Raw genomic sequence first — 15,624 nt, 5'->3', positions numbered from 1 at the left:
AGTGAAGCTAATGTTATGCAGCAAATAGTGTTATGACGTCCGGCCCTGAATTCCCATTCTCGTCTGATTCCGTTCTATCCGAAACATCAGGTGATAAGCAGCATGCGCTTCAACTCAAGCCACAGCAATTACTAGATAGGCTACCTGTGACAGTCTGGCAAGCGAACGATCAAGGTCAAATCATCTCCCTTAGTGCGCGTTGGCAGCTCATAACGGGACATGCTCCTATTGAAAGTTTGGGAGAAGCATTTTGGAATGCTGTCTTGTTAGAGGACCGCGATCTTAGCTTTCAACAATGGACAAACGCATGTCAACAACAACAACCATTTGTCCTTCATCTTCACCTATGCTCAATCAAGGGCAAGCCTGATCCTTTTCTAATTCAGGGTGTGGCTGGGTGGGTACGTTGCAGTCAACGGATGTTGTAATACCACTGCAATCCGAATGGGATTATACCCAAAAGTTTTTGCAAGCATTACTGGATAATCTATCAAATGGCATTGTCGCTTGTAACAATCAAGGGGTTTTGACTCTCTTTAACAGCTCTGCCCAAGAGTTGCACGGACTTCCGCTATGTCCAATTCCGGCTGAACAATGGGCCAGTTACTATCATTTATATCAAGCTGATGGTACAACCTCTTTACCCCAAGATGACATTCCTTTGTATCGGGCCTTGCAGGGAGAGTCGGTTCACAACGCAGAAATAGTAGTGAAGCCTAGTCAAGGAAAACCGCGCACCATATTGGCAAGTGGCGATCCGATTATTGCCCAAGATGGCCAAAAACTTGGGGCCGTAGTTGCGATACAGGATATCACCCTGCGCAAGCAAGCTGAACTTGAACTAGGAAAGAGTGAAGAGCGGTGGCAGCTGGCCCTGGAGGGGACAGGAGATGGGCTGTTTGACTGGAATATTGTCACTAACGAAGCCTTCATGTCTCTGCAATTGAAGCAGACCCTCGGTTATGCCGATCATGAGGTGGAAAATAGCTTCGAAGGATGGCGGCAGCTTGTTCACCCGGATGATCTAGGAGAAGTTGCCGCAGCTATTGAAGCTCACCTTAGGCAAAGTATGCCTCGATATACAGCCGAATATCGAATGCGTTGTAAGGATGGCAGCTATAAGTGGATTTTGGCACGGGGTCAGACCAAATGGGATGACAATGGACAGCCCATACGAATGATCGGGTCTCATCAGGATATCACCCGTCAAAAACAGGCAGAAATGGAGTTAGCCCGACTCAACCGAGACTTAGAAGAACGAGTCACCTCACGTACTACCCAGTTGGAAGTAGCTAAAAACCAGAAAGAAGCGTTAGTGGTTAAGGAGCAAGAAGCACGTCGACAGTCAAAGATTGATAGAGCTGGAATCAAGCTCTATGAAAGCATTATCTCAAATATTCAGCTGGGTATTTTAGTCTGGCATTCACAAAATCTGGAGTCCGAAGAGCATCTTGAGCTGGTGTCTACCAACCCAGCTGCAGAAAGCATATTGAAGATGAAACTGCACGAAGAAATCGGTAGACAGATGAGTGATATTTTCCCCAGTTTTGTCGAAAAGCACCCTGAAATATTGTTATCTCTTGTTGAAATAATTCGGACTCAACACCCCCGTTCTATCGAGAATGTACCTTATACCTTTCCTGAAGGTGATGAGAACCTGTTTTCCTTAAGGGCATTTCCTCTACCCAATGACTGCGTGGGAGTTGCATTTGAAAATGTCACTGTTCAAGAAACGACTGAACCCACGTTCAGCTAAAGTCAACAACGTTTCTATAGTGTAAAAGCGCCTGATGGCGATCGTGGATCAGGTCAATGGCCGATGCGGACGAGGAACGCTGGAGATTGCTGAGTTATGAAAGAATCACTATCCATTCAACAAGCCAGAAAACTAGTCCTGCTATCACAAAGGCTACCTCCGAGGAATCAATCCGGTCGTGCCATTGAAGCGACACTATCAGCGATTGAGCACCTTGGCTATATCCAGATTGATACTATCTCCGTTGTTCAACGTGCCCATCACCATACTCTATGGAATCGCAATCCTCGTTACAAGGCTTCCCAGCTCGATCAGCTACTTTCTGACAAACAGGTTTTCGAATACTGGTCTCATGCCGCCGCTTACCTGCCCTTTCGTGACTACCGCTTCAGCCTGCCTCGCAAATATGCGTTTGCAAGTGGTGATCAGCGTCACTGGTATCAGCGCGATGAGCAGATGTTGAAATGGGTGCTCAAACGCATTGCCACCGAAGGCCCGTTGATGGCTAAGGATTTTGAGCATAGTGGTACAAGGATCGGTGCATGGAAAACCAAGCCTGCCAAACGCGCCTTGGAATATCTGTTTATGCAGGGGGATCTCATGGTTCCGTATCGTATTAATTTTCACAAGGTTTATGATCTCACCGAGCGGGTGTTGCCAGAAGGGACAGATACCACCCTGCCTACTCCAGAGGAATACGCCCGATTTCTGATTACACGATATTTGCGTGGTAACGGATTAGGGCTGTCTGCCGAAATTACCTACTTGTTGAAAGGCATCAAGCCGCTAGTTGATAAGACATTGGAGGACATGGTTTCTACCGGCGAGCTATTGCAGATTCGTGTCGCTGGTAGGCTCTACTATGCATTTCCAACCTCCCTGGAGTTGCTCAGTAAATCCTTAGCCCGCAGCAAGCTGAAAATACTCTCACCATTTGACAATCTTGTTATTCAGCGCAAACGCATCAAAGCGCTGTTTGATTTTGATTATTTAATTGAGTGCTATGTTCCTGAGGCCAAACGCCGATACGGCTACTTCTCACTACCCATTCTGTGGGACGGAAAGCTGGTCGCTCGAATGGACTGCAGGACCGAGAGGGCTGAATCACTGCTACATATTTATCATCTCGCCCTGGAACCCACCGTCTTGAAAACTGAGGTGTTGTTTCCTGCTCTACGCAAGGAATTAGAATCATTTCTGCAGTTCAATCACTGCGACCAGCTTAGGTTACACAGAACCTCCCCCGCACAAGCTAAACCAGAATTGCAGACTCTGATCAATGACTTGACGATTTGACACTAAATGTGGATATGAGCTGCTTTTTCGGCAGTATTAGTAGCTGTTATTGCGAGAGAAAGCAGACACTCTCTAGCGGGTGAGTAATGACCTAAAATTGTTCGTCATCTCCAAGCCCCAATATCAAAATTGATTAAATCTAAATAGAATCTCTGTCAGAGTGGCTCTGATTAATATTACATAGAGTATATTCAGGGCTTTATCCCCTGCAAGTTGCTTGTGGATTCTGAATTCACAGTACTAACGTTTGCTCACCTTTATTGCTGGAACCTACGTCAAAAAGATTGGGTCTAGGAGGATTTCAGTTCCCCATCTGTAATCACCTTGATCAGTGATGAGATCGCTTAATTCTCCAGCTCCTCTAGCCTTAGGTGTAATAGCATTTGTTTTTATACCCCTCCCCACAGCAATCGCACTAACGGCAACTGACGTCAGTGCGATTGCTGAAGCCATCACCGTTCGCATTGATGGCCAAAATCCGGGGTCAGGGGTCTTAATTAAACATCAGGGCAATACCTATACTGTACTAACGGCATCTCATGTCGTGGCTACTGAAGATACCTATGAATTAGTCACCTTTGATGACCAACGATACCCCTTGAATTACAATCGTATCCAAAAATTTCCTGGTATAGATTTAGCTGTCGTTAAGTTTACTAGCACAATATCTTATCGAGTGGCAAAGTTGGGAGACTCCTCTGAAGTGAAGGCTGGGGAGTCCATTTATGTCTCTGGATTTTCTACCCCTACAAAGGCGATCACAGAAGCCATATGGAATTTCTCCAAAGGAGAAGTGACGTCAAACACTAAACGTCCTTTGGCAGATGGTTATGGCTTAGTGTATAGCAACAATACCTTACCAGGGATGAGTGGTGGAGCGATATTGAATCGTCAGGGTAGATTGATTGGTATTCATGGTCGTGCGGATGCAGAACAACAAGTACAGCAATCGGCAACTGTGCATATTAAATCGGGTTTTAATCTAGGCATTCCTATCAATACGTTTCTAAACTTGACAAACAACACTAGTCAGAAATTGAGTGATGTGGATCCGCCAATAGCAGCAAAAGGTTCTGAATTAAAAGCAGATGATTGGTATTTACAAGCAACCCATAGGTCAAAGAAAGGTGACTTTCTGGGTGCGATCTCTGACTTAGACAAAGCCATAGAACTTGATCCTGACTATGTAATTGCCTACTTCAGACGTGGCACTGCCCGTCTCAACTTAAAGGAATACCCAAAAACGATCGCTGACTTAAACAAAGTGATTGAGCTAGATCCTGAGTTTGCAGCTGCCTATGTTAGTCGAGGAATCAGCTACACTTACTTGATGAAATACTCCAGGGCATTCTCAGATTACAACAAAGCGATAGAACTGAATCGTGAGTTTGCAGCCGCCTATGCCATCCGGGGAGCTACCTACGTTTTAATCGGGAACCTTACTCAAGGCAAACAGGATATACAAACTGCTGCCCAACTATTTAAGCAGCAAAATATCCCAGAAGGATATGAGATGACGATCAATTTCCTAAAACAACCTGAGTTTTCACGATAGGAGCCAAAATCCCTAAGCTGGAGTGATTGCTTGGGATAATTCAGGGAGACCTCTGGGAGAAGGATGAGTGATGGAAAACCTAGAAAAGCCTGATGTCGATCATGGATGAGGTCAATAGCCGATTTGGGTGAGGGACGCTGGAGATTGCAGCATTAGTGGTTATTCCACAATACTCCTATGAGAGTCTTCTCATTCAACCTTCACATTGACTTCATGGCCAGATGTCTAATGTCAATTAGATAGGCCAACTTTTTTTGCTCTGTCTTCATACTTTTGATAATGGCTCGTGAGTCGAGTTTGGTCTTGGCGATACCATCATGCAATCGACAAATCATGATCTTTGCGGTAGGTGATCGCGCCGGTGAACAAATGACAATTATCCATAAAGCCACCATTAATAGGGCTGCTTACAAATAAGCAACTCTATTAATGGTGGGGAAAAGGGGGTTTATGCGCGCAAGGGATTATCTGTCAGTCTTTTGAGACTTGGCTGTGTGTTTGGCAGCTTCTTGTTTGCGGAAACTTTCTGCCTGCATCTCGAAAATGGTGGCGTGGTGAATTAAGCGATCAATCGCAGCCACGGTCATCATCGAGTTGGGAAAGATTTTGTCCCATTGACTGAAAGGCTGATTGGCTGTGATGAGTAGACTCTTTCGCTCATAGCGATGAGCAATCAGCTCAAACAGGACCGAGGTTTCAACATCGGACTTTTGGACATAGCCTAGGTCATCAATGATGAGCAGATCATAGCGGTCGAGCTTGGATAATAGACTTTGCAATTCCAGCTGAAGTTTGGCCAGCTGCAGTTGTTGCACCAGCGCTGTGGCGGTGAGAAACTTTACCCGCTTGCCCAACTCAATCATGGAAGTCCCCAAGGCTGAACTGACGTGTGTTTTCCCTGTTCCGCTCGGCCCAAAAATTAGAATGTTACTACCTGACTCTAACCAGTGGGTTGTTTGGGAAAACTCCATCAGAGCAGCTGGATTGAGACTGGGAATATGGTCAAACTCAAAATTGGTCCAGGATTTTCCGTAAGGAAGTTGCGCTTCGGACAGCGCGCGGGAGATCCGATTCTGTTCTCGGCGGCTGGCTTCGCCTTGAGCTAAAGCCAATAGAAACTGGGCGTAGGACCAATTCTCCTGAGTTGCTTGATGCTCGATGCTCTGCCACTCGTCGAGGAAATGTCTTAACCGGAGCTGTTTGAGGGTTGTCATCAGCAACTGGTATGGGTTGTCCAGATCCGAGGGTGAGGAATTGGTCATAGTCAGATAAATTGTGCTGCTGTGAAGGGACGTCAGGGTATTGCTCAGTCGAAAGCTGGAACTCAAAGGCCTGTTTTAACCCGCTCAAAGTCAGGGTGGACTGGTCCAGTTGGGTTTGCAGGTAGTCGGCCACCTGGGATTCTTGATCTTGGGTCGCGGCGATGTAGAGGGCTTCGGTGATTAATCGTGCGGCCTGGTCCCGCTCAAAGCTAGCTTTGAGTGATTCCCACAGCTGATGCCACTGAAGATTGGGCAGTAACTCTGATTGCCATTGGCAGTAGAGAAATGCATTTGGCTTTCTCCTGAGACTTTCTGCCACATGCTTGTAATCGATGCTGCGAGCGCGTCTTTTCTTCTCAGAGCCATGGACATGGACCCGCGCCAATTCCACTACGGGAGTGGTGCCTAAGAAACCGACAATGCGGTCATGGTATAGGTGTAATTTCAAGCGGTGGCCAATTAAGCGAGAGGGGACGGTGTAAAGGACACAGCGGACGGCAATCGTGCTATTGCAGCTGACTTTGGCACTGCGCACTTCATAATCAGGAGTTCGGTATCTGGGCAAGGGCTGTAAGGTGGGCAGCTCCAGTGCAAACTTTTTTTGGCACTTGGCATTCAGCTTAGCGATGACTTGCTCAATGAATTGCTGATACGCGGCCACGGATTCGAAGTCAAAGCTGCCTCGACGATATAGGGCTTGGCACAGGCGTCGTTTGAAATAGCCATGAGACCCCTCTATTCCGCCATTCTCATGAGAGACACCCAGATTGTTGCGTGTTGGCTGCATCCGGTAATGGTCACACAGAGTCGAATACAACTGGGTCAGCTGGGGATTGCGGCCGCCAGTATTGCGATAAGCCGCACTCAGACTATCGGTACGATGAATCTTGGGCACGCCACCACAGGCGGTTAGAGCATTTTGTAGCCCTTGGGATAAGCCGATAAAACTTTCTCCGCCTTGAATCACCTGCACGTACTGCCAGCCGCTATAGCTCAGTCGATAGTGATACAAGATATGGTGAAAGGCTTCACCCTGAACCGTCACACTGAAACCTTTGAGCTGAGCGAAGTCTGACTGTCCCATCTCCCCAGGATGATGTTGAATTTTGAACATCACTTCTTTGGGCTTGCCATGAGCTGCCTTCCATTTAGCGGTTCGGCGTTGCACGGTTCTGATCTTGTCATCATATTGCCCAGGATGGTTCTCTTGTAAGGTCTCAAATAGAGTAGTCGCTTCTAATCGAGGCTCACGCTCTAACATCGGCTCAAGTTCTAATTCCCATAATCCATCCAGCGGATCTTCACGGGTTTTCCAGTCATGAGGGCGGCCTCGTTGGGGACGATGAGTACCACTATCAATGCGGTGGGCTGTGCGGGTAGAAATGCCGGCTTTAGCAGCTGCTGTTTCTTGAGAAGAGCCGGATTGCTTTGTCTGCATATAAAGATGAACCTGTTGAGGTTTAATAGGAGCTGGCACTAGAGGTTCCTAATTGCGTAGGAGTACAAACCCTAGTGTCTTTCCTGTATGGGGCTATCAAAAATCGAAAGTGACTGATGCTCTCTCTGCAGATGTGATCTCTGGATTGAACTAGATTCTGATTCCTAGAGAAGACTATGCAATTGACAACCTCTGTCTACGTAATTGTCACTCAACTGGCCAGACGTGATCTTAAAGGGTAAGACGCAGAGGTGGGCACTGACGTAAACCGATAACGGAAGGTCTTTGTCTACAACCCAAAGGGCTGGGTGAGCAGCCTATGCCAAACACATCAAGAACAAAACGGGTGATGATCATGAATCAAACCGTCCCACAACAACCAGGGCCGAAAGAACGTGCAAAAGCCGGTTTCGGCATTGTCGATGAAATGTTGAAAGCCTATAACGGTGGCGAAACCTACGTGAAACGCTTTTTGACCTTTGTTGGTATTGGCGGTGTGATTACCGGGACGGCCTTAGGCTACAGACCTCATGTGAGTCCTCAAGCACCTCAAGCTGAGCCGATTATTATCCAAATGACTCCTCCAACCTCATTGCCTGCTACTTCGCCAGCCAAACCTGAGTCCTCTCCAGCCAAGCCAGCAGAACCGTCCACGACTCAGCCTGTCGCTGAAATCCAACCTGAGCCGTCGCAAAAAACTCCACCGTCTCAGCCGAATGTTCGGCCTGCACCACTTCCTAAGCCTGTGATTGCCACCCAACCTGTCCCATCCCACGTTACAGTTCAGAAACCCTCCATCGTCATTACTCCTCCTATTCTTAAACGCCCTGCACCATCCTTACCCTTTGAAGTGGACCAATCAGACCAAGATGATAGGTTTGAAATTGATGATTAGCAGACTCTTTGGACAGTAGGAAAATCACGTCATTAGGGGTTTAGGATCTATTATTATTTAGAACATTCTCAGCCCACGCTAACAGCATCCAGCACAACATCACTCAACGTACCAGTGATTGAATCTTGGCGTTGCATTGACATTAGGAATCAAGTGATTATTCGAAGGCAGATCTTTAACCATCCTAAATATCCAGCAGGAAAATCACTGAAATCCTCACCAATTTGACTGATTTTTATAACCTCGGGCTCTTGTCCTCTTTTGGTGATGCCAACTATGCGGTAGAGGATAGAGGAGTAAACCCTTGCCAGGTCTGGTTATGGAACTCTTCCAACAATTCCTTCCGTGCCAAGACACCCTTCACTTGGACAGTTGGGATCTTGACTCCACAAACCATCAGATGACCTTCCATGTTTCTTCAACTCAAGCTTTGGCTTGTTGCCCAGTCTGCCATCAAACATCACACCGGGTTCACAGTCGCTATGAGCGGACCTTGAGAGATCTTCCCTGTGTGGAATTCTGTCTGACTATTCTGCTTCAAGTTTGCAAGTTCTTCTGTTCCAATAAAACTTGTAAGCGTCGCATTTTTACTGAGCGACTACCCCAGGTCGCGGTTCCTTGGGCTCGGAGGACAGTTCGCTTTGCAGAACACCTTAGTTCGATTGGCTTGGCCCTTGGTGGTGCAGCTGCAGCCCGGCTGAGTTATCAAATCAATTATGGAAGTAGTCGCAATACTATGTTGAGAGCCCTCTTCAAGCTTCCACTTCCCTCAGTGACAACGCCCAAAATATTAGGGGTGGATGATTTTGCACTTCGCAGAGGCCATGAATATGGCACCATTCTTGTGGACCTTGAAAAGCATCAACCTATTGTCTTGTTAACAGATCGCAAAGCAGACACGTTAGCAGATTGGTTGAACGAGCACCCTGGTGTCGAAGTCATTTCTCGTGATCGCTCCAAGGCATATAAATCAGGAGCAAGTGAAGGGGCACCTGATGCATTGCAGGTTGCAGACCGCTTTCATCTACTCCAGAACCTTGAAGAAATTCTAGAAAACGTGTTTAGCTCTCATTCCCAAGTAATCAAGACAGTCGAGTACACCCTGCTGAAAGCTACACTTGCTGAGCATCAAGACACAGAAGCAATGAGCCAGCCTGTGGTGAAACCTCAAGTTGATCCTAATTCTCGTAAGGCTCAAAATCGGGCTCGAAGATTGGAAAAATACGAGCAGACTCATGCTTTACGCAAGCAAGGTTACCTGATCAAAGATATTGCTCATCATCTGGGGATTGGCAAACGCACTGTGTATACCTACCTAGCTGCTGATACATTTCAAGAGTATAAAACCCATCCCCGACGAGGATGGAGTGGTCTTAACCCTTACAAAGCCTACCTGCTTGAACAATGGAATAAAGGTCGTCAGAATTCCAAACAATTATTAGCAGAGATTCAGCAGCAGGGCTTCAAGGGCAGTTATACGATGGTCGTTCGCTACACTCACAAATTGCGTCAGTCTCTACCCCCGCAGCCTCCACGAGATTCCCTCAATGAGCTACCAGGAAGAGGACCTGTTCCTGAGGCTCAAGAGCTCATCCAAAAGCCTTTGACAGTTCAGAGGGCGGCTTGGTTGGTGATGCGCAAGGTGGAAAATCTAACGGAAGAGGATGAGACAATTTTGGAACAGCTGAGTAGTCAACCTGAACTCTCAAAAGCCATTGATCTGGCTCAAAGCTTGCTCTTCATCGTCAGGAAGAGATTACCTCAACATCTAGACCCGTGGTTGGACAGAGCTAAAAATAGTGCACTGAAACCTTTTCAGAGTTTTGCGAAAGGGCTCCTAGACGACTACGAAGCGGTCAAAGCTGCCCTAACACTGGAAGTGAGTAATGGCCAGGTTGAAGGACAAAATAATCGATTGAAAATGGTGAAGCGCCAAATGTATGGGAGGGCTGGTCTCGACCTTTTGAATAAACGCTTGGTGCTTATGAGCTGAAGTAGTTGCTGCTTATAGCTTTGCGTGCATTTTCTCAAGCATCACCAAAAGTGGACTAGATCCTAACCTCGGCATGTAAGTGACCATTTGCTTCGGCACCTTCCGATAAAAAAATATCGGCATCTAGAATTAGCAGGTCAGAAGGTGTCCCTTTATCTCAATCAAATGGCATTGGAATTGCCTAAATCATTCATAACATGAAAAGCAGAGTGAGGCTTAATCATCAGTCGTTTCCTGTAGTCCTTTAGCCTTCGATTTTGCAGAGGTTTCATTTTTGGGTTTTGCATCCGTCTTATTCTCCTGTTGTTTTGTAGATAGAGCAGGGTTGTCGTTCTCCTTTTGGGGTATCAATTTACTGGTCAGTTTCCGCATGGATTCACCTCGGAGTGAGACCTTCATCGCATCATGGACAATGCGGTCGAGAATGGCATCGGCCAGCGTCGGATCTTGAATCTGTGGATGCCATTGCTCCACCGGGATCTGAGTGGCGAATAGACACGATGCTTTGCGGAATCGCTCGTCTAAGACATCGAGAATTTCCCTGGCCTCGTAGAGGGATAGGGGATCTCTGAGCCATTCATCAAGAACCAATAGATCGTAGGCCGCTAATTGCTTGCGCAGCTTAGGATAGGATCCATCGGCTTTAGTGAGTTTCAGCTCCAGAAGTAGATCAGCGGTTTTGATATAGCGTACGGTATGGCCCTGCTTACACAGGTGATGGGCCAGTACGGCCGCCAAGAAAGATTTCCCAACTCCGGTGGGGCCCAGAAAAATCAATGACAAATTCTCTTGGAGCCAATGGCCTTGGGCAAATTCAAGGAACTGGATCTTTTTGAGTCCTCTGGGCACATCGAAATCCACCGCATCGAGGGTGGCATGCACCGGTAGTCGAGCTTGCCGGAGTCGGCGCTGCATCCGTTGGTTTTGTCGTCGGATGTATTCACGCTCCACCATTAGAGCCAGTCGTTCATCGAAGGACAGATCATGATAGGTAGGCAGTGCCTGCTGTTCTCGCCAAGCCTCCAAGAGGCCCGTGAGTTTCATGTGTTGCAGTTGTTCAATCATCGCTTGCATCGTTGTCTCCCCCTACGTCGATTGATAATATTCAGACCCTCGGAGATTGGCATGGTGAAGGGGGACCACCTGATGCTCCTCACCGGGTAATGGGTCTGATTCGAGTTTGTGTTTGAGCATGGACTCGAGATAGCGTCGGCCCACCATCCCCAAGGCATTAGCTCGTTTGCAAGCCGCTTCCAATCGCTCTGGGCCATAGGCTGTATTGAGAGATTGGACCCCTCGAAGGGTCCGAAAGGCTTGTTCGTCATAGCGTTTCTTATCCAAAATGTCCGTTACTTGCTGCTGGGTCGCTGGGCCAACTTGCTGGGCCCATGCCAGAAACTTCTGGCTCTCCGGGAATTAGCGTGGTAGCCGCTAGATATAGTGTTTAGGTCACAGCGAATGTCTGATACCCATTGAGGTCAAGAGAAATCCTTTGGAAGAGTCTTTCAATATCGAAAATACCGTAGCATCGTCTTTTTAAGACTTTGACTCGGTTATTAAATCCTTCCACTATTAGACGACAATCGAGCTGACGGATTAATGACGATGTCACGTCGGCTATAGCTATGAAGAAACCAGGCATCCCCTGAGAAGGATAAAACTAGATCTCAATTCCCTAGAAATGATGTGTGAGATCGCGTTTCTAGAATTCAATCTCAAGAAAAAAGACACTTTTTACATCCCTAATCAATAGAGGGCTGTACAAGTGCCTAACAAAAGAATTGATTCCTATCATACTCGTGTTTATATGAACGGAAGAGACCTCGGCTTAAAACAAGCTGATGCAGCTTACATTGCCGAAATATCTACAAGAACCGGACAACGAATTGAGGCCGGCACCCATCAACCTAATCGCGGCCGCCTTCAGGACCAACGCACCGTTCCCGACCCCTTAGCTGATGTGTGGGAAGACGAGCTAGAACCAATGCTGCGTCGAGACCCACGCCTCAAACCCATGACCCTGTATGAGTACCTGCAGGATAAGTATCCAGGCCAGTATCCCCAAGTCCTGCGGACCCTACAACGTCGGGTGAGAACGTGGAAAGCCTTACATGGACCAAGCCCTGAAGTGATGTTTGAATTGCGTCATGAACCAGGGGTACAAGGGTTCTCCGATTTTACAGAACTCAAAGGCATCACGATTACCATTGCCGGCAAACCCTTTGAGCACCTGATTTACCATTACCGTCTGGGATACAGCGGCTGGCGATATGCCCAGATCATCGAAGGAGGCGAAAGCTTTGTCGCCCTCTCAGAAGGATTGCAAAATGCCTTTGCAGCCTGTGGAGGTGTTCCTACACAGCATCGTACTGATAGTTTGAGTGCAGCCTATCGCAACATGGGCGGCCGCCGGTCCAAAAACCTCACTCGTCTGTACGACGAACTGTGTGACCACTATCGGCTAGAACCCACTCGTAACAACAAAGGTGTAGCCCATGAGAATGGCTCCATTGAATCTCCCCATGGTCATCTGAAGAACCGAATTAAGCAGGCGATCTATCTGCGCGGCAGTGCAGATTTTACGAGCGTTGCTGAGTATCAAGCCTTAATTGATGCACAGGTTGCCAAGTTGAATCAGCAGTGCCAAACCAAGTATGAGCAAGAGAAAGACCATCTACAACCACTGCCCAAATATCGAACCCCTGACTATGAAGTGCTCACGGCTAAAGTCAGCAAACGCAGCACCATCGATGTTCGCTGCATTCTATACACCGTCCCTTCTCGACTGATTGGTCGTCAATTGGAACTGCATCTATACCATGACCGGATTGTCGGCTATCTGGAGCGACACCCGGTGGTGGAATTGCCGAGGAAGCGCGTCAGTGGCAAAGGCAAACGTCGCGACCGTTGCATCAACTATCGCCATGTTATTGGTTCAATGCGATTGAAGCCTCGTGCTTTTATCTATTGCACCTGGCAATCAGACCTACTTCCCAATCCTGAATACCGCCAAATCTGGGAACAGCTCAAAGCCCAATTTGACCTGGAGCAGGCTGCCAAGATCATCGTGGAAGCCCTGTATATTGCTGCGGTTCAAGATAAAGAACAGGCCGTAGCAGTGTACTTACAGCAGCAGCTTCGCTCATCCAGCCTTACCCTCAATCGCCTGAAAAAACAGTTTGAGCCGCCTCAGATGAAGCAGGTTCCTGAACTCAGCATTGAACAACATTCACTTGAACTTTATGACAAACTCCTCCCCTCCTGCTCAGTCCCCGCTGAGCCCCTACCAGCACCTGAGCCTCTATTTAAAAAAGCTCAGGCTCTCCCACATGTTGACCCATTGGGAATCTATCGAATCCCAAGCCATGCAGGAAAACTGGTCTTATGCGGAATTCTTACTAGCCTTGTGCGAAACGGAGGCCCAACGAAGAGAACAAGCTCGTCTAAAACGTGCCCTCACCGAAGCCAGGCTCCCAAACGCAAAAAGTTTTACCAACTTTGACTTTAGCCATTGTCCCCAGCTCAATCCAGCTCCCTTGATGCAATTAGCCGCAGATCCGGGTTGGTTGGAGCGCGCCGAGAATTGCCTTATTCTGGGGCCCTCGGGTGTTGGAAAAACACATCTGGCCACTGGGGTGTCCAAAAAGATGCTGGAATTCGGTAAGCGGGTGAAGTTCTTTGCAGCCAACGCATTGGTCCAGCAACTGCAACAGGCGAAGCTCCAACTGCAGCTGCATCCAATGCTCAAAAAACTGGACCGCTATGATCTGTTGATCTTGGATGACTTGGGCTATTGCAAAAAGTCGGAAGCGGAAACGTCCGTTCTGTTTGAATTAATTGCGCATCGCTATGAACGAAAAAGTTTGTTGATTACAGCGAATCAACCCTTCAGCCAATGGGATGACATTTTCACTGATTCGATGATGGCGGTGGCTGCCATTGATCGCTTAATTCATCATGGCTTGATTATCGAAATTCAAGCCGATAGTTATCGGCGCAAATCAGCGACTCAGAGAACGGCTCAAACTCAGTCTCAACCTCAAAAATCCCAGTCCAAATAATCGAGCGATCACTGGTTGTCATTTCGATCACGGGTTGTCGTTTTGTTCTGAAGGTATCGTATGAGGTCTGAAAAAGAGCTAACGCAAAGGGAGTGTACGCCAAATAATACGGTTCAAATTTGGGGGTTGATCCGCCTTGTGGTTGTCGCGACATCGCCTATGGGGTTGACATCCAATATTCCACAAAACCACTGGTCCACCCCTCCAGGAAATAGTTGGTCATCTCGTCCATCCAATTATTGATAGTGGTCAGAAAACAATCGAATTCCTTGATGTCACTCTTGAGTACTTGTTTACACCAAGCACGGATGGCACATTTAGCTCCGTGCTTGGTGTACCTGCCCTCAAATATCTGCGTGAGTTTCTCTCGGAGGTTGTACGCCTGTTTCAGTTGTGGAGAATAAGCAAACAATCGCTCAAGGAGTTGTTGCTCTGACTCTTTCAGATTCTCTGGTCGTTTTCTAAAAGGCCACATCGCGCCTTTGATGCTGTCATACTCTTGCTTAGAGAGCTCTCGTCGTAGACGTTTGACCTCACGTTTACGAACCGTATCAGCACAATTACGATAGGCTTTGGTCACATGAAAGCGGTCAATGACAATTTTGGCTTGCGGCAATTGTTCTCGGACTGCACTGACAAATCCTTGGTACATGTCCGTACAGACGCGCTCAATGGTTTGGCGTAAATCAATGGGAATCGATTGAAGGAAATTTGCCACTGTCTGCTGTTTACGGTCGGCTAGAACTGCCAATATATCCACCCCATCCGTCGTAGGAATCGTGATCAAAACCACAAAATCACGATGGCCTCGTTTGAGAGAAATCTCATCCATCCCCATAACTTTGAGGTCTGCATATTCGCTCCAGTCAACTTGAGCGGCAATCCAACGATCAATGATTCCACTGACGATATCCTCACTAACGCCTAGTTTTCTGGCAACATCTGAGACCGTTGAATTGATCAAGATTCGCAGAAGCCAACGCTCATATGCTTTTGTATTGGGACTGCGAGGTTCGTGCCATTCTAAATGTTGAGTTGTTGTGGGATGGTCATCGCAATACTTGCATCGATAACGCTTGGGCCGAATTTCTAAGTAAACGGGGACTTCAAATAATGGCAGGTGACGAATCCGAAAAGGCTGATCATGACAATGGAGGTCAGTAATCTCACGTCCGCATTGATGACAGGTTGTTCCTTGAAGCGTACTCTCAATCTTGATGAGCCAATCCCCTCTCTCAGTCTTCGATAGCTCTAGAACTCGAATATCAGGAAGGTTGAGCGGGATGCGAATTGAGTTATCCATTACGCCATTGCTCTGAAGTACTACCTCAGATCATTCCATAGGGATGAAAAAGGAAACACACTAAA

At 47.4% G+C, this 15,624-nt stretch carries 11 protein-coding genes and 4 pseudogenes; 9 read left to right on the top strand and 6 right to left on the bottom strand.

Translation table 11 applies throughout. The annotated features are described in order from the left end of the window. Positions 1-32 precede the first annotated feature (32 nt). The 5 genes from AM1_RS43490 (at position 33) to AM1_RS30465 (ending at position 4,607) form a co-directional block, all read left to right on the top strand. The gene (locus tag AM1_RS43490; RefSeq protein WP_012166898.1) at positions 33-428 is read left to right on the top strand and encodes a PAS domain-containing protein; all 396 of its coding nucleotides are present in this window, start codon (positions 33-35) and stop codon (positions 426-428) included. Beyond that, positions 398-1,756: a PAS domain-containing protein gene (locus AM1_RS30475; RefSeq protein WP_238549345.1), complete on the top strand. Its 1,359-nt coding sequence runs from the start codon at positions 398-400 to the stop codon at positions 1,754-1,756. The genes AM1_RS43490 and AM1_RS30475 overlap by 31 nt, the downstream gene beginning before the upstream one ends. Positions 1,757-1,787: 31 nt before the next feature. Further along, positions 1,788-1,856 carry a hypothetical protein gene (locus AM1_RS44545; protein WP_390610079.1) on the top strand — a complete coding sequence of 23 codons (69 nt, stop codon included), beginning with the start codon at positions 1,788-1,790 and terminating at the stop codon, positions 1,854-1,856. Continuing rightward, positions 1,853-3,052: a winged helix-turn-helix domain-containing protein gene (locus AM1_RS30470; RefSeq protein WP_012166896.1), complete on the top strand. Its 1,200-nt coding sequence runs from the start codon at positions 1,853-1,855 to the stop codon at positions 3,050-3,052. Before AM1_RS44545 ends, AM1_RS30470 begins: the two co-directional genes overlap by 4 nt. 334 nt (positions 3,053-3,386) lie before the next feature. Beyond that, the gene (locus AM1_RS30465; protein WP_012166895.1) at positions 3,387-4,607 is read left to right on the top strand and encodes a S1 family peptidase; all 1,221 of its coding nucleotides are present in this window, start codon (positions 3,387-3,389) and stop codon (positions 4,605-4,607) included. A gap of 464 nt (positions 4,608-5,071) precedes the next feature. Here AM1_RS30465 and istB (AM1_RS30455) read toward each other — a convergent pair whose 3' ends face one another. Beyond that, positions 5,072-5,821, bottom strand: a complete 750-nt coding sequence (gene istB, locus AM1_RS30455) for an IS21-like element ISAcma38 family helper ATPase IstB (RefSeq protein WP_012166892.1) — start codon at positions 5,819-5,821, stop codon at positions 5,072-5,074. 616 nt (positions 5,822-6,437) lie between these two features. Next, positions 6,438-7,307: pseudogene (istA, locus tag AM1_RS43485) on the bottom strand (IS21-like element ISAcma38 family transposase); the annotation flags it as partial. A gap of 355 nt (positions 7,308-7,662) precedes the next feature. On the opposite strand from istA (AM1_RS43485), the gene AM1_RS30445 reads away from it, so the two are divergent. Next, positions 7,663-8,202, top strand: a complete 540-nt coding sequence (locus tag AM1_RS30445; protein ID WP_148215844.1) for a hypothetical protein — start codon at positions 7,663-7,665, stop codon at positions 8,200-8,202. 319 nt (positions 8,203-8,521) lie between these two features. After that, positions 8,522-10,195, top strand: coding sequence for an ISL3-like element ISAcma23 family transposase (locus tag AM1_RS30440; RefSeq protein ID WP_012166248.1), 1,674 nt, complete (start codon positions 8,522-8,524; stop codon positions 10,193-10,195). Positions 10,196-10,411: 216 nt separating this feature from the next. On the opposite strand, the gene istB (AM1_RS30435) is transcribed toward AM1_RS30440, so the two are convergent. The 3 genes and pseudogenes from istB (AM1_RS30435) to AM1_RS44540 form a co-directional block, all read right to left on the bottom strand. Further along, the gene (gene istB / locus AM1_RS30435; protein ID WP_012166887.1) at positions 10,412-11,269 is read right to left on the bottom strand and encodes an IS21-like element helper ATPase IstB; all 858 of its coding nucleotides are present in this window, start codon (positions 11,267-11,269) and stop codon (positions 10,412-10,414) included. Between the two features lie 12 nt (positions 11,270-11,281). Further along, positions 11,282-11,536 (bottom strand): hypothetical protein, encoded by a 255-nt coding sequence (locus tag AM1_RS30430; RefSeq protein ID WP_041661213.1) that lies wholly within the window; start codon positions 11,534-11,536, stop codon positions 11,282-11,284. 103 nt (positions 11,537-11,639) lie between these two features. Beyond that, positions 11,640-11,765 (bottom strand): annotated as a pseudogene (locus AM1_RS44540) (transposase); the annotation flags it as partial. A 237-nt stretch (positions 11,766-12,002) separates the two neighbouring features. Between AM1_RS44540 and istA (AM1_RS43480) the strand changes: the two are divergent. Beyond that, positions 12,003-13,055: pseudogene (istA, locus tag AM1_RS43480) on the top strand (IS21-like element ISAcma26 family transposase); the annotation flags it as partial. A 382-nt stretch (positions 13,056-13,437) separates the two neighbouring features. Then, entirely contained in the window at positions 13,438-14,256 is an 819-nt protein-coding gene (gene istB / locus AM1_RS30420) for an IS21-like element ISAcma26 family helper ATPase IstB (RefSeq protein WP_012168214.1), read from the top strand. Between the two features lie 178 nt (positions 14,257-14,434). Here the strand turns inward: istB (AM1_RS30420) and AM1_RS30415 are convergent. Then, a pseudogene (locus AM1_RS30415) lies at positions 14,435-15,559 on the bottom strand (ISL3-like element ISAcma10 family transposase); the annotation flags it as partial. Positions 15,560-15,624 lie beyond the last annotated feature (65 nt).

The sequence above is a fragment of the Acaryochloris marina MBIC11017 genome (assembly GCF_000018105.1).
GTDB classification, from domain to species: domain Bacteria; phylum Cyanobacteriota; class Cyanobacteriia; order Thermosynechococcales; family Thermosynechococcaceae; genus Acaryochloris; species Acaryochloris marina.
The sequence above is the reverse complement of the archived record's forward strand: the minus strand, read 5'-3'. Positions and strand labels throughout refer to the sequence as shown.